We start from the raw sequence: 23334 nt of genomic DNA, 5'->3' as shown, positions 1-23334 counted from the left end.
TTTCTCAGCGCATCCAACATTTATACTGCCTGCGCCACAAGCATTGACTGAACCGAGAGACCCATGAGCCAGCCCTCCTTCGCCGTATTCGCCGAACAGACCCTCGACGAGATCTACAACCGCCTGAGCGACCAGGACGGTCTCGACGACCTGGACATCGACCTGATCGACGGTGTCCTGACCCTCGAATTCGAGGACGGGGCGCAGATGATCCTGAACCGCCAGGAGGCTGCGCAGCAGATCTGGCTGTCCTCGCCCGAGGGCCCGGCTCACTTCGGCTACAACGAGGACGAAGATGCCTGGCTGGATGACCGTAACGGGGACGACCTGCACGAGACCGTAGCCCGCGTGATCGGGCAGAAGCTGGGCGTACGCGTCGAGCTCTAGTCTCGGCCCGACCGGCCGTCTTCACCCTCCTGCGACGACGCCTCCGGAGATCCCTCCTCATCCAGCGCCCGCAGGTGGGCCTCCAGCTCCGCCAGCACCGGATGCGGCCGGTCCTCTTCCAGCGCGTTATCCAGTGCCCGGGTCGCTTCCAGCGCCTGGGGGTCCCCTCGCAGCGGCATGCGCGCGATCCCCAGCGCCAGCATGCGGAACTGGCGAAACACCAGGTAGCTGACGGTCGCGGTGATCAGCGCCGCCCACATCTGCTCCTGAAACCAAAGCCAGACGGCGATCCCGTAGCCGCTGAAGGTCAGCACAAAGATCCCCAGCGCGACACGGTGAGCGCGGGCCACAATGGCCTCCAGCACATCGCGATTGCGCACGACGAAGTCACGTTCGAAATGCATGCAGTTCGGTCCTCGGCCGCCTAGGGAAACACTGATTCATGTACACGCTCGCGCTCGAGTCGCTTTTGCGTGCGAACAAGGCGCGGTGACCGCCGTGCAGTCATTCTGCACAAGGGAGCCGCAACGCCGTGCGCGCGCCCGTTGTCATCAAAAACGGGCGGCCGAGCCCCTTGGGGTTGGCACCCCCGGTTCCCCGATCCTGCGTTGCGGCCCTTGCCGGTAGAACCACTACCGGCTGCGCACCGCGCCTTCTCTCGGAAAACCGGGGGTGCCAACGCGAGTGTGTACATGAATCAGTGTTTCCCTTACGGCTATGGTTGCTGGGCGCGCCAGCGTTCGAAGGTCGGATAGTCCTCATAGCCGCGCGTGAGCACATAGTCCATCACGTTGCGCAGCCGGTTCAGGTGCACGACCGAATCAATGCGGATGATCTCCTCGCCCGTCTCGTCGAAGAAGATCAGAGTCGGCGCCCAGTGCACGTCCAGTTCCGCCGCCCAGTCGCGCGGGTTGGTGCGTTGACCGTCCGGGGTCAGTACCGGCGTGTCACTGTCCTCGGCGTCCAGCTGGACGGCATCCATCAGGGCGATGCGGTCCAGCACCTCGTCTTCCTGCAACGGCTCGGTATGCAGGATATCGCAGGCATGGCAGGCCTCGCGCTCGAAGAACACCACCAGGGGCCGTTGCGCGGGGATCTTGCTGCGATCCAGCGCATAGGGCTCGTTAATAAAGAAGTCGCGCTCGTTGATGTCGTCCGTGTCGAACTTGGGCGGAGGGTCGGCGCGGTCGAGATAATCACGGAAACTCATCTCGCGGTCGTGACGCTCGGTCACGTAGTCGAGCAGCGCGCGGAATCGATACGGCGGGTAGTACCCCCGCATCTGGTGGATGCGCTCGCCCTCGTTATCATAGAAGGCGATGGAAGGGGTGAAGTTAAGCCGCTGTTCCGAGGCATATTCGCGTTCGAATTTGACCTCCCCGTCCAGCCCGGTCACCTCGCGGTCGCCGAGCACGTCGATCGCCACCACATCGAAGTTGTCCGACAGCTGCGCGCGAATGTCCTCTTTCTCGAAATTCACCTCGAACAGCTGTTCGCAGTACGGGCAGTCGTCCATCCCGTAGTACACGGCCAGCCCCTGCTTGCCGCGCTCCACGGCACGTTCCAGGTCCTCCGGCAGATCGAGAAAGCTCAGCTCGAACCAGTCCGGTGCGTGCAGGCCGATGATCCGCGGTGAATCGTCGAAATCGAAGCCCTCCTCGATCTCGGCCTGCGCCCACAGCGGCCAGCAAAGCAGCAGCACCAGCAGACTGACGAACGCAGTTGGCTTTCCGATTTGGCTCACATCCACCCCGCCTGAATCAACTTACTGTTCAGACGGCGGTTTCAGGACCGAGGTTCCACCGAGATAGGGACGCAGCCGCTCCGGGACCGTGATCGAGCCGTCGGCCTGCTGGTGATTCTCGAGCAGGGCGACCAGGGCACGACCCACCGCGACACCGGACCCGTTGATGGTATGCACCAGCTCGGGCTTGCTGCCTGCTTCCGGACGGAAGCGGGCCTGCATACGCCGCGCCTGGAAGGCCTCGAAATTGGAGCACGAGGAGATCTCGCGGTAGGCCTGCTGGCCCGGCAACCAGACCTCCAGGTCATAGGTGCGCGCGGCCGCAAAGCCCATGTCGCCGGTACTCAGCAGCATTACGCGATAGGGCAGCTCCAGTGCCTGCAGCACCGTCTCCGCGTGCCCGAGCAGCTCTTCCAGGGCCGCGCCGGACTGTTCCGGATGCACCACCTGCACCAGCTCCACCTTCTCGAACTGGTGCTGGCGGATCAGGCCGCGCACGTCACGCCCGTAGCTGCCCGCCTCCGAGCGGAAGCACGGGGTGTGGGCGGTCATCTTCAGCGGGAGCGCGCCGGCCTCGAGGATCTGCTCGCGCACCAGGTTGGTCAGCGTGACCTCGGCGGTCGGGATCAGCCGGAAACGCTGGTCGCAGTCCACCGAGAACAGGTCCTCATCGAACTTGGGCAGCTGGCCCGTCCCCTCCAGGGACTCCGGATTCGCCAGGTACGGGACATAGGTTTCCTGGTAGCCATGCTGCTGGGTGTGCAGGTCGAGCATGAACTGGGTCAGCGCGCGGTGCAGACGCGCCATCTCGCCGCGCATCACCACGAAGCGGGAGCCGGCCACGCGTACCGCCGCCTCGAAATCCAGCCAGCCGCCGGGCAGGCCCAGGTCCACGTGGTCGCGGGGGGTGAAATCGAACTCGCGCGGGGTGCCCTCGCGGCGCACCTCGACGTTCGCCGCCTCGTCCTTGCCGACGGGCACGTCCTTCTGCGGCAGGTTCGGGATGCGCATCAGCAGCGCGTCCAGCTCCTGCTGCACGCCATGCAGGTCGGCCTCGCACTGCTTGAGTTCATCACCCAGACGACCGACCTCGGCCTTCAGGGGCTCGATATCCTCGCCCCGCGCCTTGGCCTGCCCGATCCCCTTGGAGCGGGTATTACGCTCGTTCTGGAGTTCCTGGGTACGAACCTGAAGGTCCTTGCGCCGCGCTTCCAGCGTCTCGAAGCGCTCGCGGTCGAGCTCGAAGCCGCGGCTGGCCAGGGCCGCCACGGTCGCGTCCAGGTCCTGGCGCAGACTGCGAATATCCAGCATGTCGGTAATCCGTTCACAAACGACCGGGAAGTCTACGGTCGCGGCCGCGCCCCGTCCATGGCCGGGCCGTCAGGCCCGTCCGGCCTCAGCCGCGTGACGCAGCGGCATTCCAGCGACGCCCCTGCACGCTACCCAGCCATACGCCCGCCAGCCACAGCACCAGGGATACGGACACATACAGCGCCGCACGTCCGGGATCGCCCGTCTCCAGCAACCACAGGCTCTCCAGGCTGAACACCGAAAACGTCGTAAAGCCCCCGCAGAAGCCGGCCAGGACAAACTGGCGGCTCACCGGATCGGCGGGCCGGCAACCCTCCGGGGCACTGATCACGGCGTAAAGCCCAATCAGCCAGGAGCCGGCCACATTCACCGCCAGCGTGTCCCAGGGAAACCCGGTTCCCATCAGGTGCAGCCCGGTCCACGACAGGCCATAGCGCGCCATGCTGCCCAGCGCGGCCCCCAGGGCGACGAACGCGGACAGGCGCAGCGAGTAGCCCGTCATGCCGCACCACCCGCGACACGGCCCAGCGCATGGCCGATATACACCAGCGCCAGCCCACCACCCAGTGTGAGCAGGACGTAGGCGATCGCCGGGCGCCAGCCGTCGCGTTCCGCAACACCCAACGTCTGCAGGCTGAACGAGGAGACCGTGGTGAAACTGCCGAGCACCCCCACCACCAGCAACAACCAGAGCCAGCGCGCTCCGGAGGGGTCCGCCACCAGCCCGATCGTCACGCCGATCAGCAGCGCGCCCGAGGCGTTCACGACCAGCGTCCCCCACGGGAAACGGCCTCCGGTGCGGTTATCAATCCACTGCGACAGCCAGAAGCGCGCCAGCCCTCCCAGCGCGCCCCCTGCCCCCACCAGCACAAGGCCCTCCCACCAGTCGATCATGACGGCATTGTCTGTGCCCGCAGTCGGCCTGTCGAGCATTTGCATTCGGCGCACCGATTCAGCGCCCTCCGCGGATCTGTTCAAATACAACTTGGCCATGCTTCGGCACACGCTAGTGCGCCTGTTCATCGACAAGCCCTGACACATCGCCTTTCCCGGCGCATGATTAGGACAACCGGAAGCAATGTACAGCCGCCATCCGTCAGGGATACACATGAGCGATCGCGAACCAGACCGCGACTGGCACAGCCGGGGCGTCGACCAGACCCTGGATGCCCTTGGCACCAACGCTGACGGCCTGGATAGCGAAACCGCCCACCAGCGGCTGGAAAAACACGGGTACAACCGGCTGCCCCAGCCGCCACGCCGTGGACCGCTGATGCGCTTTCTGGGGCAGTTTCACAACATACTGATCTACGTACTGATCGCCGCAGCCGTTGGCACAGCGCTCCTTGGTCACTGGCTGGATACTGGCGTAATCCTCGGGGTGGTGCTGATCAATGCCACCATCGGCCACATCCAGGAGGGCAAGGCCGAAAAGGCCCTCGAAGCCATCCGCGGGATGCTCTCGCCCCAGGCGCAAGTCCTGCGGGAGGGGCAACGCCGCAGCATTCCCGCCGAGAAGCTCGTCCCCGGCGATATCGTCTATCTGCAGGCCGGAGACCGAGTCCCGGCTGATCTGCGCTTGATCGGGGCGCACAATATGCGGGTCGACGAGGCCACGCTGACCGGCGAGTCGATCGCCAGCGACAAACAGACCGACCCCGTGGACAGCGACGCCGATCTTGGCGACCGTCAGTCCATGGCCTACTCCGGGACCCTGGTCGCCTTCGGCCAGGGGCGCGGCGTAGTGGTGGCCACGGGCGCCAATACCGAGATCGGCCGCATCTCCACCCTGCTTGGCGAAGTGGAGAGCGTCACCACTCCGCTGCTTCAGCAGATCGCCCAGTTTGGCCGCTGGTTGTCAGTCGCGATTGGCGTGCTGGCGGCACTCACCTTTGCATTCGGCTTCTGGGTGCGCGACTACGACCTGGTAGAGACCTTTCTCGCTGCAGCCAGCCTTGCCGTTGCGGCGATTCCCGAGGGGCTGCCAGCGATCATGACCATCACCCTGGCGATCGGGGTTCAGCGGATGGCTGCCCGTCACGCGATCATCCGCCGCCTGCCGGCGGTCGAGACCCTGGGCTCGGTTACCACCATCTGCTCGGACAAGACCGGCACCCTCACCCGTAACGAGATGACGGTAAAGAGCATCATCACCACCCAGGCAGAGTACGAACTGGGCGGGGTGGGCTACGAGCCGCACGGCGGGGTCACCCGCGACGGCCAGGAGGCCGATCCGGAGACCGATCCCCTGCTGGCCGAGACCTTGCGCGGTATCCTGCTGTGCAACGACGCCGAGGTCTATCTCAAGGGCGACCAGTGGACCATGGAAGGCGACCCGACCGAAGGCGCCCTGATCACCGCGGCGATGAAGGGCGGGCTGGAGCCGAAGCTCGTGAACAAGGAATTTGTGCGCGACGACGTGATCCCGTTCGAATCATCCTACAAGTTCATGGCCACCCTGCACCACGATCATGAGGGGCACGCCTTCCTCTTCCTCAAGGGCGCGCCGGAACGCGTACTGGCGCTGTGCAGCCACCAGCGCACCGACGATGAGGATGAGCCGCTGGACACCGAACACTGGCAGCAGTGGATGGATGATGTCGCCTCCCGCGGTCAGCGCCTGCTCGCTCTCGCTACCAAACGCATGGAAAGGCACTGCCGAGAACTCGAGTTCGACGACATCGAGAACGGAGGCCTCACCCTGGTTGCTGTCTGCGGAATCATCGACCCTCCGCGAGAAGAGGCAATCGAAGCGGTGGCTCACTGTCAGAGAGCCGGGATCCGCGTGAAGATGATCACCGGCGATCACGGCGTCACCGCACGGGCGATCGCCGACGAACTGGGCATCAGCACCGAAGGCGGTGTCGTGGTCGGCCACGAACTGGACGACACCTCGGACGATGACCTCCAGGCGATGGTCCAGCGGGTCGACGTATTTGCCCGCACCACACCGGAGCACAAGCTGCGGCTCGTTCGCGCGATTCAGAGCCACGGCGACGTGGTGGCAATGACCGGTGACGGCGTAAACGACACCCCTGCACTCAAACGCGCCGATGTTGGCGTGGCCATGGGGCTGAAGGGTACCGAGGCCGCACGCGAGGCCTCCGCAATGGTGCTGGCCGACGACAACTTCGTCTCCATCGCCAATGCGGTCGAGGAAGGCCGCACGGTCTATGACAACCTGAAAAAGGCGATCATGTTCCTGCTGCCCAGCAACGGGGGACTGGCCTTTACGATCGTCGCTGCCATTTTGCTGGGTCTGACCTTGCCGCTAACCCCGGTGCAGGTCCTGTGGGTCAACATGGTCAGTGCGGTTACCCTCGGCCTGGCGCTGGCCTTCGAACCGACCGAGCCGGGCGTGATGCAACGCCCTCCTCGCCCGCCCAATACGCCTATCTTGTCCGGCTTCCTGCTCTGGCGCGTCAGTTTCGTGTCCACCCTGCTGGTCGCCGGTGCCTTTGGCCACTTCCTGTGGCTGGAGCAGCAGGGGGCCGAACACGAGTTCGCCCGTACGGTGGCCATCAACACCCTGGTCATGGGGCAGCTGTTCTTCATGCTTACCAGCCGCTCTCTTCTGGCGCCCGCTCTCAGCCATGCAAGCCTCGTCGCCAGCCGACCGGCCCTGATCGCAATCGGGATCCTGATCGTGCTCCAGAGCCTCTTTACCTATGCCCCGCCACTGCAACTCCTGTTCGGCACCACCGCCATCGGACCGCAAGAGTGGCTGCGCATCCTCGCGTTCGGCCTGATCCTCTTTACCCTGGTGGAGCTCGAGAAGGCCCTGTTGCGCCGCAGGGGCTTCAACCCGCACCAGTAAAGGAGCACCGAGCCGGCAGCCGGCCGCGGCCGCCCCCGTCCGCGACTGGCTCACGCAGGACAGCCCGCCGGGGCCCGCGTACGCCTCCCGTGATGAAGGGCCAGAGTTTGCAATCGGCCCACCTGTTTTGTATCCGGACGGCGTGTTTTTGGATATTTCTTTACCTATTATCCGGTACATCGAAGTCAACACCCCGACGGGCAGCCAACAGCGCCAACCAAGGTCGAGACAATGATCGAGACGCAGTGGCTGATCCCTCTCCTCCCCTTCCTCTCGGCATTACTCGTCCATCTGTTCGGTGCCCGACTCGGCAAACGGGTCGCACGGCTGAGCGTGGGCATCAACCTGCTCGTCGTGCTGGTGGCCGCTTTCCAGCTGATCGCCTACATCGCCAGAGACACAGGGCCGCAATGGACGGTCATGGCCGGCGGCTGGGGCAGTCTGCAGATCGACCCGCTGAGCGCGATCATGGCGCTGGTCGTCGCCGGCATCAGCCTGGTGGTCCACATCTATTCGATCCGCTACATGATCGAGGAGCCGGGGTACGCGCGCTTTTTCATGTTGCTGGATCTGATGACCGGCTCGATCCTGCTGATGGTCATGGCCGGCGATCTGATCACCCTGCTGGTGGCCTGGCATCTGATCGGCGTCTTTCTCTATTTCCTGCTGGCGCACAACACCGAACCCGTTAACGCGCAGCGCTACGCGTTCTGGACGTTCATTACCTATCGCCTGGGTGACCTGCCGCTGGTACTGGCCGCGATGGTGCTCTTCCAGGCCTACGGGGCGCTGGACTTCCCCACCCTGTTCGCCCGGATCGAAGCGGCGCCGGACGCCCGTACGTTCCTGGACCTGCCGGTGGCCGGAACCGTGGCCTTCCTGGTGGCGCTGGCGGCCTTTGCCAAATCCGCCCAGTTCCCGCTGCACACCTGGCTGCCCTATTCCATGGAGGGACCGACACCGGTTTCGGCATTGATGCACGCGGGTATCGTCAACGCCGGCGGCATCATCATCAATCGCTTCGCGCCGGTATTCGTCCACAGCAGCGAGGTCCTGCATCTGCTGTTCATCGTGGGCCTGTTCACGGCGGTACTCGGTTCGATGCTGATGCTCGCGCAGAACGACATCAAGAAGTCGCTGGGCTATTCCACCGTGGGCCAGATGGGCTTCATGATCATGGAGACCGGTGCGGGTGCGTTCGCGCTGGCGATCTTCCACCTGATTGCCCACGGGCTGTTCAAGGGCACGCTGTTCCTGGGTGCCGGCAAGGTAATTGGCGCCGCGCGCAAGCACGACGGCGTGCCGAACGACCCGCTCTACGACTTTCTGGTCGAACGCAAGTCGGCCCCGGCCCGACTGCCATGGCTGTTGATCGGGGCTGCGATGCTGATCGTGCCGCTGGTGATCCTGGTGCTCGCACACTACTGGGTGGCCCCGGACTTCTTCCAGAAACAGGGCGCGATCGTGCTCCTGTTCTTTGGCTGGATCACGGGCGTCCAGGTGCTGTTCGCCACGCACCGGCTGGATACCGGCAATCCCTTGCGCATGATGGCCCTGATCGTCCTGTCATTCGCGGTAATCGTGGTCGGCTACAGCTTTGTCGGGCACAGCTTCGAGAGCTTCCTGTATCCGGATGCCGAGTTCCGCGAAGCGCTTTATACCGCGGCAGGCATCGACCAGATCACCTTCGGTGTGCTGATCGCGCTACTGGCGCTGGTCATGGTGGCCGGGTGGATGGGCGCCTATCTGACCCACGTGCGCCGCCAGCGGGTCGACAGGGAACATGGACGCACCTGGCTGACGCTGTACTCGCTGTTCTCCCGCGAGTTCTACGTCGCCGAGCTCTACACTCGCATGACGGTCTCGCTGCTGGCGGGTTCCCGGCGCCTGAATCTCTGGCTGAGGTGGGGTTGAGATGTCCGCTCTGCTGATCCTCGTCGCGGCATTCTTCCTGCCACTGTTCCCGATGAGCCTGGCGTTCAATGCGCTGGCTGCGCGCATCAGCAACACCTACGTGCAGGTGGCGCTTTTCGTGGCCTGGCCGCAGATCGGCGTGGCACTGATCCTGTGGGGTGATATCGCACCATTCGCTGGAGTGCTTGTCGTCTGGGCGACCCTGAGTGCGATCCTGTACGCCTTTCGCCTGTTGACCATCCGCGACGTCGGGCGCTGGGCGGCCTTGCTGGCCAGCTCCACTTGGCCCCTGGTGTGGCTGTTCGCCTTGCAGCGGCCGGCTGAGACGGACGTGATCGGCTTCGCCCTCGCGATGACAGCCGCCCCGTTGCTGATGCTCCTGGTACGCGATGCGCTTGTTCGACGACTGGAGACCGCCTATACCGGACTGCATGGCGGGCTGGCGCGGGATCTCCCCCGCCTGTCGGGCATGATCGTGGTAGCCACGCTCTGCACAATGGCCCTGCCACTGTTCCCCGGCTTCTTCGCTCTGCTGACACTGCTGGGTGGTGCCACGCCCGGGGTTGCCCTCGGGGTCCTGCTGACCTGGTTGCTGTGGAGCTGGGCAGGGGCGCGGCTGCTGCAAGGAACAGTGTTCGGGCCGCGCAGTGGCGCCATCGCCGAGGACCTGCCGGCCACATCGATATGGGCCTTCGCCGGACTGGTGGCATTGCTGGTGGTATCCGGACTGCTGTGGACTGGAGGTGCCCCGTGAAGCTGACCCTCGGACGCAAGCTCAAGATCCGCTCGATGGTGCACATGGCGGCCGAGCCGATTCCCAACTTCTGGCCCATGCGCACCTTCATCCATCACAACCCGCTTCACGGGCTGGAGAACTTGCCGTTCCCGGACGCGATCCGGCGCGGTGAAGAGCTGTTCCACGGGCGGGGATTCCTGCCCCGAGCCGACTACCAGCGACTGTTCCGCGAGGGCCGCGTGGACCGTGACACCCTCGAGGCGCGCGTCGATGCCGCTCTTGAGAGCCACCCGGCCCTTAGGGCGATCGGCGGGCTCGACCTGCTCTGCACGCTGCTGACCGAATGCCATGATCCGGTCATCACGCCGCGCACGCTCGCCGATGCCGACGACGTGGCGGCCGCCCTGAACGGTCGCGAACACACACCCTCTGCGACGGATACCGGGATACTCGCGGACCGGCTGCACGCCGCGTTTCCGGCTATGCGGCCGCTCTACGAGGCGCTCGATTCAGTGTTCGGCACACGTATCGGGCCCACGCTGGACGAACAGCTGATCAGGATCTGCCTGGACTACTTCGACGAAGGTCAGTCGGCATGGCAGATGCCCGGCCGCGAACAAGGCCTGTTCGCCGCGTGGAAGAGTGTCGTCCATCACCATCCGCGCCTGTTCCTGCGCGGCCAGCACACTCACAAAATCCTGGCGGAGTGTGACAGTCCCGAGGCGATCATCGCCCATGTCCTGGACGCGATCGGGATCCCCGAAGAGGCCTGGCCCGATCTGATCGTTCACGAACTGACTCGCCTGCACGGCTGGGCCGGCTTCATCCGCTGGCGCTCGACGGCAAGCCACTACCACTGGGCACGCGAACATCCGGCCGACCTGATCGATTTCCTGGCTATCCGCCTGGTGCTCGCGCTATCGCTGATCCGCGAACATGGCCGTCGGCACAAGTTGCCCGGTGACCGCAAGGCGCTCGAGGCCTTCCTGACCGAGCGACCCGGCGAGGCCTACCTGCGCCACGAACTGTTCACCGGGGCAATACTGCCGACTCAGGCCGAGATCGTCGAAGACGTTATCGCGCGTGGCAGGCCGGCCGAGATCGCCCGGCAGCTGGACCATTACCTGCCGGCCAAACGCCACGCGGAAAGTCGCGACCAGGCCCGCGCGCTTCACGCCCTGGCGTCGCTCGCCGGGAATCCCGCGCTGTTTGACGGGCTCGAGCGCGGACCGCTTGCCGCCGTGCTGGAACAGCTGGGCGAGTTCGAGCGGCACGAGGGTATGGTCTGGCTGGAGGCCATGGAGGCGACCTACCGCCGCAGCGTTCTGTCCGGCCTGCGGCTCGACCCGCCCGCACCGCGCGAAAAACGCCCGTTCGCGCAGCTGCTGTTCTGCATCGACGTGCGCTCCGAACGTGTCCGGCGTCAACTCGAGACCATCGGCGACTACCAGACCTACGGCATTGCCGGCTTCTTCGGGGTACCAGTGAGCTTCATCGCGCTCGGCAAGGGCAGCGAGGATCACCTCTGCCCGGTCGTGGTCACGCCGAAAAACCTCGTGCTGGAGGTGACCACGGGCGCCGAGCAGCTGGACCTGGACCTGTACTCCTCGGCGGAATACCTGCTGCACGACCTGAAGCACTCCGTGCTGTCGCCGTATTTCACCGTCGAGGCCATTGGTCTGCTCTTCGGATTCGACATGATTGGCAAAACCGTCGCGCCGGCGGCCTACCACCGATGGCGCAACAAGATCGAGTCGGACCAGCCCTCGACCCGCCTGATGGTCGACAAACTTACCCGTGAACAGGCGGATTCGGTGGTTCGCGCCCAGCAGCGGGTCATCATCGTCCAGGCGATTCATCAGCAGTTCGACATCGAGCGCGAAGCGATCACCGACTCCATGATCCGCGAGTTGCGCGAGACGGCAATGGGAAACAGCAGCGAACAGACCGTCTTCGCCCGCGAATTCGGCCTGAGCGAGAGTGCGGAGTCGGAGTTCATCGCGACCTTGCGGAACGACTATCGGATCAACCGTTCCTATGCCCATATGCAGCTCGAGCGACTGGGACGAATCGGCTTTTCCCTCGAAGAGCAGGCCTACTTTGTCGCCCAGGCGCTCCGCTCCATCGGCCTGACCGAACAGTTCTCGCGTTTCATCATCCTCACGGGGCACGGCAGCCAGTCGGACAACAACCCCTACGAATCGGCCCTGGACTGCGGCGCCTGCGGCGGCAGCCACGGTATCGTCAGCGCGCGAGTGCTCGCACACATGGGCAACAAGCCCGAGGTTCGCCGGCGGCTGCGAACCCAGGGCATCGACATCCCCGATGACGCCTGGTTTCTGCCCGCCATGCACAACACCACATCCGACGAGATCCGGCTGCATGACCTCGACCTGCTGCCGGCCAGCCACCTGGTCTATCTCGAGCGCCTGCGCAACGGCCTGCGCGCCGCCACGCGCCGAACGGCACGCGAGCGGCTGCAGACCCTGGAACCGGATCTCGAGGACGCCCCCGATACCATAACGGCCGCTCGGCAGGCACGACGCAACACGGTCGACTGGGCCCAGGTGCGCCCCGAATGGGGTCTGGCACGCAATGCGGGCTTCATCATCGGCCGGCGACACCTGACCGCGGCGAGCGACCTGCAGGGCCGCACGTTCCTGCATTCCTACGACTATCGCGTCGACCCCAAAGGCCGACTGCTGGAAAGCATTCTGACCGGCCCGCTGATCGTCGCCCAGTGGATCAACATGGAGCACTATTTCTCGGCGGTCGACAACGAACGCTACGGCTCCGGCAGCAAGGCCTACCATAACGTCGCCTGTCGCGTCGGGGTCATGACCGGCAACCTCTCGGACCTGCGCACCGGCCTGCCCGCCCAGACCGTACTCTACGACGGGCTGCCCTACCACGACCCGATCCGGTTGCTGGCCCTGATCGAGGCCCCGCTCTCCCATGCGCGCCGGGCCATTGAAAACGTGCCCAAGGTCCGGAGCCTGATTGCGAATGGCTGGGTACTGTGCGTCATCCTCGACCCGGAAACCGACCGGCTGTACCGATTCGTCGACGGCGACTGGCGCGAGGAACCCCCGCCCCGTTCCACACAAGATGCGGCCGACCGACCTGCCGTGGAGGAAAACCGCGCATGAACGACCTGAATCTCAAATCACTGAAGAAGATCGAGATCATTCTCGAAGGCGAACACCAGGCGTTTGCCACCGATCTGCTGGATCGGGCGGGCGTCAAGGGCTACACCATCATCGGCAATCTCTCCGGCAAGGGTAGCCAGGGCTTCCACTCGGGGCACCTGATGTTCAACGAGGACGAAGTCCTGATCATGATCATCGCGGCGATCCCCGAAGAACTGGTCGAACCGATCCTCGAAGGGTTCACGCCCTTCTTCAACCAGCACAGCGGTGTTGTCTTCATCTGCGACATCCAGGTCAGCCGCCTGGTGAAGTTCAAGGGCTGAGATCGAGCGCCTTGCCTTGAGCACACGGGTCGGCGACCACCACGGACGCCCCCTCACGACCGTGGTAGCCGAACATCACCTCCTCAGTGCCCATGGAGCCGGTTTTCGCCCGTGCGCTCAATGCCGCACTTCTCGTCCAGTGCAGAGTTGTCGTCCGCGTCGACGGGCATCGTCAGCGGACCCTCTCCCGGGACCCCAAGCAGCGTGGCAATGACCACCGTGGGCTCATCCCGGCTGGGGTTGTAGGCCGTGTGCACACTGTCCCCGGGATCGACCAGGGCCATGCCGGGTTCAAGCTCGCGCCTTACACAGTCCTCCGCGAACATGAATACGAATTCACCTTCCGTGACCATGATGAGTACCGTCCCCGGATGGGTATGCCAGGGAAACACGGCCCCCGGCTGGATGGTGAACTCGAATACGCTGACATTCGATGCGTCTTCAATGTCGAAGGTCTTCCTGGGCAAACCGTCGAGCTCCTGCGTGATCTGCATCGAGACTTCGCCGCTAAAGGCGTGACGTTCGGTCAATGGCTTGGCCGTGATCGGATCGGGGTCCGCGTGTGCCAGTGGCGTGGCCAGGAGCACCAGCAGCGTAAACGCCGTGAGGGATATGGCGGCTCTGGTCCTGGCAGGGAATCCGGGATTGTTCATGACATTCTCCTTTGGGTCTGTTTGGGGCGAGCACTCCCCGACAGCGGCACCCTCGGCGCCGTATGTCGCACACGCACTCCGTGCGGCTTGATGTGGAAGGACTCGACTGGCGATCGATTCGCATGTGAGTGTCATCGTCGGCTCCCCTTGGTTTGGGCTGCGATGGGTTACGGCAAGACAAGGCACGCCGTGAGATCAGCATTGCGAAGCGGAGGCCGACCCCGCTAGTTCAGAAAATGAACCGGAAAACACCCGGTGGCGGAGCCATAATTGGGAAAATGGCTGCGGAGAAGCGCCATGACCGACCGAACGGGATACAGTCAGTTCTGCCCTGTGGCAAAGGCGGCGGAGATCCTGACAACGCGCTGGACCCCGCTGGTTCTGCGTGAGTTGATCAGTGGGTCCTCAGGTTTCAACGAGATCCATCGCGGCGTGCCGCTGATGTCGCGTGCACTGCTGGCCCGCCGTCTGCGGGACCTGATTGCGAGCGGCGTCGTAGTCCGAGAACACGCGGACTATCGCCTGACGGAGGCCGGCGAGGCCCTGGGCCCGGTGATCATCTCGATGGGCCTGTGGGGGCGGCGCTGGGTGGAAAGCGCAGCCGACGGCCCCGACTGGGACGCAGGCGTACTCATGTGGGACATGCGCCGGCGCATCGATACCGCGGCTCTTCCCTCGGGGCGGACCGTCGTCCAGTTCGACTACAGCGACGCGCCGCCCGAACTTCGACGCTGGTGGCTACTGATCGAAGACGATGATGTCGACCTCTGCCAGTCCGACCCCGGATTCGAGGTCGACCTGTACATCGCCACAACCGTGCGGGTGCTGGGCCCGGTCTGGATCGGCCAGCGCCCCCTCGCGCCGGCCATCGAACGCAGGGATATTCGGGTTCTCGGAAGACTGGAGCTGGAACGCAGCATCGGGCGCTGGATGAAGCTGTCAGTCATTGCCGAACAGGCGGCAAGGTCGCCCCCCACAAGAACGGCCCCTGACGCCACCACCGGGATGAACCTGAAACACTGACCAGCGGTCCAGACCTCGTCCCTCTACCGAATTCCCGTCGGGCTGTCGCCACCAGTATTCCATCGCAAAGCTGGCAGTCTTCAGCATGTCTCGCTCAGCGGTTGGCCCCAACGGGACGCCCAGCACGGGCCGCGATTGGCTTGCCCGCGCAGACCGTACTTTGCAACGGCTTGCCCCACTCCGACCCAATTGCCCGCTGACCCTCACCGAGCCGCGTTCGCACACGCACGCGGAGCCATCGACAGCGTGCCCAGGATCCGGAGCCTTATCGACAACGGCCGAATACTGATCATGATCATCGCTGCGATCCCCGAAACACTAGCCGGGCTCGAGAAAACAGAGCTGCGCCGGCGCGGCTTCAACCCCCACCAACAGGGATACTACCGGGCCGTTTCAGCCGCATCGCGCCTGCCAGCCAGGCGGTAACCCCATGCACTGATAACTCGCGACAAGCGAACGATACAGCCGCTCGCACGATGGCTTGACCGGTCTGTGGACCTCAATCCTCGTCGAGAGCGGCAAAGCCTTCGGCCAGATGATCGATCAGGCCACGCACGGCCGGCAGCTGACCGCGCCGCGACGGGAACACCGCATGCACGATCTCGCGCGGCGGGGCCCAGCCGTCCAGCACCGGCAGCAGACGGCCATCCTCCAGCTCCGTGGTCATCATCATGGTCGGCAACTGCACGATACCGACCCCGTGGCAGGCGGCAATCCGCAGGGCCGTCATGCTGCGCGTGACCAGCCGCGGCTGGTGGGCAATCCAGGCCTCGCCACCGTCGGGCCCGACAAGATGCCACTGATAGCGTGCCTGCGGCCGGCTCAGTGCGAGGCTGGGGAGGTCTGCGAGATCCGCGGGCACCTGCGGCGAGCCCTCGCGCTGGAGCAGGTCCGGGCTCGCCACCAGCCGCTGGGCTCGGTCGGCCAGGACGCGCAGGACAAGCTCGCTGTCCTCCAGCGGCGGCGGCTCCACGCGGATGGCGATATCGAAACCTTCCTCGATGACGTCCACGCGGCGGTTGGTCGCGTCCAGGTGCAGCTGCACCCGCGGGTAACGGCGCTGGTATTCCGCCAGCATGGTCGCCACCCGGGCATCCAGCAGCGCGACCGGACAGCTCAGCTTGACCGTGCCACAGGGCTCGTCGCGCAGGCCGTCGATGGCGTCCTGCGCGGCCTCCGCCTGCACCAGCATGGCCTTGCAGAAGCCATGGTAGACGCGCCCGATCTCGGTGACGCCGACCTGCCGGGTGGAGCGATGCAACAGGCGCACCCCCAGGCGTTCTTCCAGCGCCGCGATCCGGCGACTGAGCTTGGACTTGGGCTCGCCCAGTGCCCGTGCAGCTGGGGCAAACCCGCCGTGCTCGACCACGCGGGCGAAATAGTAGAGATCGTTGAGGTCCTGCATCTTCATCGTTCCGATTATGGAACGGTGAGTGTAATTTTCCGGCACTACCCGCGCCACCGTCCTGCTGCCAGGATTCTCGTCAGGCCACCAACCACGGCCTTTCGAGGAGGACGACATGAAGACCATCCTGGGTACATACAGCGCCCCACCCCGCCACTGGGTCGGCAACGGCTTTCCCGTGCGTTCGCTGTTTTCCTACCAGACTCACGGCCGCCACGTGAGCCCGTTCCTGTTGCTCGACCATGCCGGCCCCATGGATTTCGAACCCGCGGCCCGGCCGCGCGGCGTCGGAGAACATCCGCACCGGGGGTTCGAGACCGTCACCATCGTGCTGGATGGCGAGGTAAAGCATGCCGACTCCACCGGGGCCGGCGGCATTATCGGACCGGGCGACGTGCAGTGGATGACCGCCGGTGCCGGCATCCTGCACGAGGAGTTCCATTCCCGGCGCTTCACCCGCACCGGCGGGCGGCTGGAGATGGTGCAGCTCTGGGTCAACCTGCCATCCCGATACAAGATGACGGCACCGGGCTATCAGCACCTGGGCGTCACCGACATCCCGGAGATCGCACTGCCGGACGCCGCGGGGCGGCTGCGAGTCATTGCCGGCGAATATGCCGGGCAGCCAGGGCCGGCCCGCACCTTCAGCCCGATGCAGGTGTGGGACCTGCGCCTGGAGCGCGACGGCGAGGTCCGCCTGGACCTGCCGCACGGCTGGAACTCCATGCTGGTGGTACTGCATGGCACCGTTCAGGTGAACGGCGGCGAGATCGCGCGCGGCGGCCAGCTGGTGATGCTGAGCGCGGAGCACGAGGGGGTGATCGTCGAATCCAACAACGAGGCCACCATCCTGGTCCTGTCCGGCGAACCCATCGACGAGCCCGTCGTCGGCCAGGGGCCCTTCGTCATGAATACGCCGGAGGAGATCCGCCAGGCCATCCGCGACTATCGCGAGGGCCGCCTGCAGGACTCCGCCCCATCCACTTGACCCCACCCCGCGGCGCATCCGCGTCGCGGCATTTCATGCCTGCCCGGCAGGCTTTCATTACAGGAGAACCACCATGAATGACGGCTACACCTACCGCCGCCTCGACAAGGACGATGCCGCGCTGCTGCTGGTCGATCACCAGTCCGGTCTGATCTCGCTGGTCCAGGACTTCGAACCCAGCGAATTCAAGAACAACGTGCTGGCCACGGCGGCCTGCGGCCGGTACTTCGGGTTGCCCACCATCCTGACCACCAGCTTCGAGGCCGGCCCCAATGGACCACTGGTGCCGGAACTGAAGGAGATGTTCCCCGACGCCCCCTATATCGCGCGTCCGGGCAACATCAACGCCTGGGACAACGAGGAATTCCTGGCTGCCGTGAAGGCCACCGGCAAGAAGCAGCTAATCATCGCCGGTGTCGTCACGGAGGTCTGCGTGGCCTTCCCTGCGCTGTCCGCCATCGAGGAGGGCTACGACGTATTCGTGGTGACCGACGCCTCGGGCACCTTCAACAAGACCACCCGCGATTCCGCCTGGTCCCGCATGGAGGCCGCCGGCATCCAGCTGATGGGCTGGTTTGCGATGGCCTGCGAACTGCACCGCGACTGGCGCAATGATGTCGAAGGTCTGGGATCGCTGCTCTCCGAGCACATCCCCAACTACCGCAACCTGATGACCAGCTACTTCGCGCGCAACGCCTGAGCCATTAGCCACGAGCCATGAGCTATCGGGGCGGGCGGCCATCGCGGCGCCCGCCCTTTGCCGTGTTCATCACGACCTGACGCCCTGGAGGCGTTCACAAGCTCCGGGATCACCGGGGACATGCGCCTCCGGATTGCCGCGATGGCAAGGAGTCCCGGACGAGTTCACCCGCACCATCGCTATCAACATTCGGGTCATGGGTTCATACCACCGACATCGGGCTCGAATAATGGACCTACATCCTCGCTTTCGGCCTGATCCTGTGCACGGTGGTCCAACTCGGCAACGCATTTCTGCGCCGCAGTGACTTCAATCCGCGCCAGTGGCCGGAAACGCCAACCCCCGAAGGGAACCCAAAAAAGCACGACGCAAAGTCCGGCTCGCTAACCTGATGGACTCTCTCTGGAACAATGCCTTTCGATTACGTCTCGGGCCGAAGCGGGCTCGAAAACCGTATCGAATGCCCATCTACCGAAGCCGCCCTGTTCATTAACCGCTTCAACCCACGAATGAACAGCGGCACGTTTCTCGGCATTCATGCTGCTATCTTGCCCCTTAACCTCGAGTATCAAGGTCTGCCCATTCGCACACCGAATCAGGTAATCGGGAACGAAATTACGTGAGGAGCCGCGCCACAGATAACGGATCTTGAAGTCCAGGTGGTCATTCTTGACCCAGGCCTGAATTTTCTCGTGTCCCTCGCAGACATCCGCGACCAACTTCTCCCATGTACTGTCATATACCACATGACTAATTTGCGACCGGCGCGTCGCCGCACATGGCTTGGTCGTCAACCATGGGCGCATATAGGCCGTCGATCCGATCGGCCTTGACTCGTCAAAGATCAATTCTCGCCGATCAACATTCTGCTCGGTTACATGCCGACTGACATGTGCAACCACCGTATCCATATTGAGCGCGAATAATAGCCGGCGGCGCACGGGGTCCTGGTGCCAGAGGCTCGGGATATCCAACTTGTCGCTTGCGAGAAACTTCTCCACCAGCCGGATCAGTTGCACGGCAAGATACTGCTTGTCGCCGCCGAAACCAGCGGCATTCTGCAGATAGAGTTTTCGTGCGGCACGAAAGACCAGGTTCTGCAACCGAAAGTCTTCGACCGCGCTCTCCAGATCGATCTCGGTCACCATGCTCAGGTTTGGCGACCCCGTGAGGGACGGGGCGATGTCGGCGTTGAGCGGAGTCTCCGCCGGATCCAGGCTCAACGGGGGCACAGATGCCAGATCCAGCACCAGCTCGGTCTTCAAGCTATGTTCCACCCGCTCCACGTTGGGCCAACGAATTTCCAGATGGTTACGGCCCGATTCGACTTCGATACGAGTGCTCGGATTGGGCGGTGGCGGCGGCTCACCGCCGCCCGCGTCATCCTGAAAGATGGAGAGCGGCACCCCGAAGACATTCACGTACTCCGGCAGGAAACGGCCCATGGCATCCATATCGTGCGCTACCCGCCGAAGTCCGCGACCGATGACCTGCTCGCACAGAAGCTGACTGGTAAAGGCGCGCAGCCCCATGATGTGCGTGACATTGGCGGCGTCCCATCCTTCGGACAGCATCGCCACCGAGATCACGTTCTGCAGCCCCTGACCCGGTTTCCCGCGCTTCCCCACAGTGTCGACCAGCGCACGCAGCTGTTCCTCCTGCTTCTGGGTCAACAGATCATCGCGCCGATCTGCGGGCAGGTCAGCGGCGTTAATAATTGATTCCAGACGTTGCGCGTATTCCTTGTCCCTGGAGTTCGAAGCTTCGCCCCGCTCGGCTTTCTCCAGCACCTTTGAGTCCACCCGCAGAGTCTTGTCGGGGGCCTGAGTCTCCGCGATCAGACAATCACCGCTGTTGAAGAAATTCTCGATACGCGCGGCAGTTTCGGTTCGATTGCAAACCGTCAGCATCACCGGCGGGATGCTGTGCCCTGCCTGCTGCCATTGTCGTGCGGCTTCCCTCCAGTCGTAGGCAAGCAACGCATACGCCTTCTGCACGAGATCCGGCAACGAGGCATGCGTTTCAGCCTTGCGATTGAGATCCTCGCGAACCTCGTCTTCACGATAGATGTGATAAAGCTTGCTCGCGTATGTCCGAGCATTGGCCAGCGCGTCATCGCGTACGACCACACGCGGCGTCTTGACCAAGCCTGCCTCGATAGCATCGTTAAGGCCGAAATCCGAGACCACCCATTCGAACAAACCCGCGTCGGTATTGGTTTTCCCGGTAGGTGCGAACGGCGTCGCAGACAGGTCGAAGCAGCGGCGAATGCGTCGGGTCTTGTGAATTCGATCCAGCCCCTCGATCCACCGAGTGGCTTCCTCCAGATCGATACCCAGTGCGTCGGCCTCCTTCTTGCTGACTTTCACCTCCGCCCGCTGCCGATAGGCGTGGTGGGCCTCGTCGTTAATGACCACCAGATCGCGGTGCGTAGCGAGCTGTCCGAGAACCCGGCGAGTAAAGGCCTCGTCGCTCTCCTTACCTTTCCTGACTACTGAGCGCGCCTGTTCCTTCAACGGCATCAATGTGTGCCAGTTCTCTACCACCAGCTCGACCTGATTCAACTGCTGGCGCATCGCCTCATTGGGGCAGAGATTGAACTCGTCGTAGACGTTCTTCTCGTCGCCGGGAAACAGCACCTTCAACCGGCTCTTGACCGTCAATCCGGGCGTCACCACCAGCACGGCCCGGGAGAAGCGCTTGTCCTTCGGATACTGGATAGCGTTGAGTGTCTGCCAGGTAATAATCAGCGCCATCACCTGGGTCTTGCCGCTGCCCGTGGCCATCTTGTTGCAGATCCGCTCCCAGGGGCCGCCATCGCCCGGCACGAAGACCCCCTGGCGGTCCTCCTCTCGTGCCTCCAGCCACCAGATCAGGGTCTCGATGGCTTCCAGCTGGCAGAAGTAGAACGGATGCTGCCGCGGCCCGCCCTCCCAGCGTCGCCCTTCGGGGTCCCATTCGCCGCGCCAATACCAGTGTTCCAGTAGCTGGCGCGTCACGCTGGTCACCCCCGGATACCCCTTCTCGCGCCAACCATCCACCCGCTGCCGGATCTGATTCACCAGATCCAGCGGCTCGCTGCGCCGGGTGTTGTTGCGGGTATCGAAGATTTCATACGCGGCTGGCCGCCGGCCCTGGCAAAGCTTCAGCGCCTTCCCGCTACCATCCTGTTCCCAGTAGCTGCCGGGGTACTCGTACGGGGAGTTGATGATCAGCGACTGGGCGCTCATTCGGTTCGTCCCTCTACCGTAGTGTATTGCTGCTGGCTGTGATTGGGCTTGTCGGGATACCGCATCCGCAAAACCCCCTCCCGTGCCATTGGCCGCAGGTGCCGATGCCGGAGTGCGTCCGGATTTCGATTCACCAGGATTCCAAGGTCGGCCGGTCCGAGATAGCGCCCGCGACACAGCTCAGCCAGTACGCGCCTCAGCTCCTCTTTTCGAGGCTTGTGATCGCGGACATGGGCAGAAAGGGCCCACAGGCGCTCCGCTTCGGAAGGATCATCAATGCTCAACTTCGACAGCGGACGGTCGCCAGTCGTTTGTACGGAGCGATCCTCGGATTGCACGGAGCGGTCCTCGGATTGCACGGAGCGATCGCTGGATTGTACGGAGCCGCCATCCGGGGACGGTTCGGGGTCACCGGCAAACCGGAGCGCAAGTGTCCCGCCTTCCTCGGTGTCGCGGTCTCCACCCGCTGCCAGCGTGTAGTAAGCGCCCCGATTCCGGCCATGGGGATCCAGCATGCCCTTGTCCACTAGGCCCCGCAGCATCTGGGTAATATCGACCCGATGCAGGGTCAACATCTCCTGCAGGCGCTGATTAGTCACCGACTGGTCAGCAGCCATCGCGGCGATGACCAGCGTCTGCGCCTCGTCCTGTGACAGCGCCTCGAATGCGCTTCCAAAGCGGTCTATCAACGACTGCACCACATCCTCCGGCATGACGCTGAACAGCGGCAACAACAGGATCACGCGATCCGGCCGGTACTGTTCACGCAAGCTGGGAGGCTGCCATAGATGGGCCTGCCAGCTGTGGCGGATCTTGTCGAGACCGGAACCCGCCTTGTCCCCAACGCCGAGCATCTGGAACATCCGCTGCAGGGCCTTGTTGCGGCACTCACTGACCCCGCCGGCGATCAACTGCTCCTGGGACAGCAGCAGGGTACCGGGGTTGGAGAATTCGAAACGGTCCTTGAAGCGCTCGATCACGATCCCACCCTGGCCATGGTGATCGGCATGGATCAGGGCATTGACCAGGGCCTCTTTCAGCGCCTCGTGGGCGTCAGTCTGATCACGACGGTCGGACTGGAACGGCACCTTCAGCGCGGGGTCGTGAGAGAGCTTCTGGGCTGCCCGCAGATAGAACTCGAACAGGTTGGCCTCCCAGGTCCCATCGATGGTCAGGCGGTCACTCCAGCGAACCGCCTCGTCTTCCGCCAGCCGTTCGCGATAGTCGAGGTGAAACCGCGGCAGGGCGTCCGGGTCCTGTATCGCCTCGGTCTTTCCAAACATCAGCAGTCCGGCCAGGGTCAGGCCCTGCTCGCCCGTCTGTCGATCCTTGCGCCAGCCGCCCAGCTTGGTCAGGAAACCAACCGTATCTTCCGCCAGCCACGGGTGGTCCGACGCGCGCGAGGACATGCGGTTACGGAACTTGGCAAGGGAGTCGCTATTCAGGTCATCCAGCCCGAAGTGCTCCAGGATCCGACTGTCCGCTGGCGACTCGTCCAGGCGGTCCGCGAACATCCGTTGCACCTCCGCCGCATTGCAGAGAAAGTCCCCTTCATGATTGCGGCGGTAGGTACCCTTGTACGGGTCCACGCCGACGTGGACCGGGCGGTCGAGACGCGAGGCGCGGGGAACCTCGATCACCAGGATCTCGTGCCCCCCAAAACGCTCGATACTGACGTGACGCTCCTCGAGGATATTGCGGCTGACCTTCTGGGGATTGTTCACCGTATTCCAGAAGTCGCAGCGGAGCCTGTCAGCATCGGTGATACCGGAGGTCACCGGCCCGTCGTCGGTCTCCTTGACCCCGAGGTAGATCGTACCGCCGGCGGTGTTGGCAAAAGCGCTGTAGGTTGCCCACAGATCCCCCGGCAACCCGCCAAGGGCCGACTTGTACTCCGTATCGGCCCCCTCATGGCGAGCCAGTACATCGAAGAGGCTTGTCTGCCGCGTCATGG

The 23334-nt window shown here is 64.1% G+C and carries 18 protein-coding genes; 9 read left to right on the top strand and 9 right to left on the bottom strand.

Going from position 1 to position 23334, the window contains the following annotated elements; all coding sequences use genetic code 11:
• The first annotated feature begins 63 nt into the window (after positions 1-63).
• Entirely contained in the window at positions 64-387 is a 324-nt protein-coding gene (cyaY, locus tag F467_RS0106855) for an iron donor protein CyaY (protein WP_012982299.1), read from the top strand.
• On the opposite strand, the gene F467_RS0106850 is transcribed toward cyaY, so the two are convergent.
• The 5 genes from F467_RS0106850 to F467_RS0106830 all read right to left on the bottom strand — a co-directional run bounded on the left by F467_RS0106850 (position 384) and on the right by F467_RS0106830 (position 4375).
• Complete coding sequence (locus tag F467_RS0106850) at positions 384-791, bottom strand: hypothetical protein (RefSeq protein WP_018139189.1); 408 nt, start codon at positions 789-791, stop codon at positions 384-386. The two genes, cyaY and F467_RS0106850, sit on opposite strands and share 4 nt — an antisense overlap.
• A gap of 311 nt (positions 792-1102) precedes the next feature.
• Complete coding sequence (locus tag F467_RS0106845) at positions 1103-2131, bottom strand: thioredoxin fold domain-containing protein (protein ID WP_018994333.1); 1029 nt, start codon at positions 2129-2131, stop codon at positions 1103-1105.
• Positions 2132-2152: 21 nt separating this feature from the next.
• Positions 2153-3442, bottom strand: coding sequence for a serine--tRNA ligase (gene serS / locus F467_RS0106840; RefSeq protein ID WP_018138818.1), 1290 nt, complete (start codon positions 3440-3442; stop codon positions 2153-2155).
• A gap of 85 nt (positions 3443-3527) precedes the next feature.
• Entirely contained in the window at positions 3528-3944 is a 417-nt protein-coding gene (gene crcB / locus F467_RS0106835; protein WP_018138819.1) for a fluoride efflux transporter CrcB, read from the bottom strand.
• Positions 3941-4375 carry a CrcB family protein gene (locus tag F467_RS0106830; RefSeq protein WP_018138820.1) on the bottom strand — a complete coding sequence of 145 codons (435 nt, stop codon included), beginning with the start codon at positions 4373-4375 and terminating at the stop codon, positions 3941-3943. The genes crcB and F467_RS0106830 overlap by 4 nt, the downstream gene beginning before the upstream one ends.
• Before the next feature lie 175 nt (positions 4376-4550).
• Here F467_RS0106830 and F467_RS0106825 point away from each other — a divergent pair, with 175 nt between their 5' ends.
• The 5 genes from F467_RS0106825 to F467_RS0106805 all read left to right on the top strand — a co-directional run bounded on the left by F467_RS0106825 (position 4551) and on the right by F467_RS0106805 (position 13381).
• A complete protein-coding gene (locus tag F467_RS0106825) occupies positions 4551-7259 on the top strand; it encodes a cation-transporting P-type ATPase (protein ID WP_018138821.1) in 2709 nt (902 codons plus the stop codon).
• Between the two features lie 231 nt (positions 7260-7490).
• Positions 7491-9173 carry an NADH-quinone oxidoreductase subunit L gene (locus F467_RS0106820; RefSeq protein ID WP_018138822.1) on the top strand — a complete coding sequence of 561 codons (1683 nt, stop codon included), beginning with the start codon at positions 7491-7493 and terminating at the stop codon, positions 9171-9173.
• A gap of 1 nt (position 9174) precedes the next feature.
• Positions 9175-9927, top strand: coding sequence for a hypothetical protein (locus tag F467_RS0106815; protein WP_018138823.1), 753 nt, complete (start codon positions 9175-9177; stop codon positions 9925-9927).
• Positions 9924-13058, top strand: a complete 3135-nt coding sequence (locus F467_RS0106810; protein WP_018138824.1) for a DUF2309 domain-containing protein — start codon at positions 9924-9926, stop codon at positions 13056-13058. Before F467_RS0106815 ends, F467_RS0106810 begins: the two co-directional genes overlap by 4 nt.
• On the top strand, positions 13055-13381 hold the full coding sequence (locus F467_RS0106805; protein ID WP_018138825.1) for a P-II family nitrogen regulator: 327 nt from the start codon (positions 13055-13057) through the stop codon (positions 13379-13381). Before F467_RS0106810 ends, F467_RS0106805 begins: the two co-directional genes overlap by 4 nt.
• Before the next feature lie 83 nt (positions 13382-13464).
• Here the strand turns inward: F467_RS0106805 and F467_RS0106800 are convergent, their stop codons facing one another.
• Complete coding sequence (locus tag F467_RS0106800; protein WP_018138826.1) at positions 13465-14034, bottom strand: cupin domain-containing protein; 570 nt, start codon at positions 14032-14034, stop codon at positions 13465-13467.
• Positions 14035-14331: 297 nt separating this feature from the next.
• Here F467_RS0106800 and F467_RS0106795 point away from each other — a divergent pair, with 297 nt between their 5' ends.
• Positions 14332-15057 (top strand): helix-turn-helix domain-containing protein, encoded by a 726-nt coding sequence (locus F467_RS0106795; RefSeq protein WP_018138827.1) that lies wholly within the window; start codon positions 14332-14334, stop codon positions 15055-15057.
• Between the two features lie 499 nt (positions 15058-15556).
• On the opposite strand, the gene F467_RS0106790 is transcribed toward F467_RS0106795, so the two are convergent.
• Positions 15557-16468 carry a LysR family transcriptional regulator gene (locus F467_RS0106790; RefSeq protein ID WP_018138828.1) on the bottom strand — a complete coding sequence of 304 codons (912 nt, stop codon included), beginning with the start codon at positions 16466-16468 and terminating at the stop codon, positions 15557-15559.
• Positions 16469-16577: 109 nt separating this feature from the next.
• Between F467_RS0106790 and F467_RS0106785 the strand changes: the two genes are divergently transcribed.
• Entirely contained in the window at positions 16578-17450 is an 873-nt protein-coding gene (locus tag F467_RS0106785; RefSeq protein WP_018138829.1) for a pirin family protein, read from the top strand.
• Between the two features lie 73 nt (positions 17451-17523).
• Positions 17524-18150 (top strand): isochorismate family cysteine hydrolase YcaC, encoded by a 627-nt coding sequence (gene ycaC / locus F467_RS0106780; protein WP_018138830.1) that lies wholly within the window; start codon positions 17524-17526, stop codon positions 18148-18150.
• Positions 18151-18533: 383 nt separating this feature from the next.
• Here the strand turns inward: ycaC and F467_RS0106775 are convergent, their stop codons facing one another.
• Positions 18534-21380, bottom strand: coding sequence for a BPTD_3080 family restriction endonuclease (locus F467_RS0106775; protein ID WP_018138831.1), 2847 nt, complete (start codon positions 21378-21380; stop codon positions 18534-18536).
• The gene (locus tag F467_RS0106770) at positions 21377-23332 is read right to left on the bottom strand and encodes an ATP-binding protein (protein ID WP_018138832.1); all 1956 of its coding nucleotides are present in this window, start codon (positions 23330-23332) and stop codon (positions 21377-21379) included. Before F467_RS0106770 ends, F467_RS0106775 begins: the two co-directional genes overlap by 4 nt.
• Positions 23333-23334: the final 2 nt, after the last annotated feature.

Origin of the sequence: Thioalkalivibrio sp. ALJ12 (assembly GCF_000378305.1) — a bacterium.
In the GTDB taxonomy this organism is placed as follows: Bacteria; Pseudomonadota; Gammaproteobacteria; order Ectothiorhodospirales; family Ectothiorhodospiraceae; genus Thioalkalivibrio.
The sequence above is the reverse complement of the archived record's forward strand: the minus strand, read 5'-3'. Positions and strand labels throughout refer to the sequence as shown.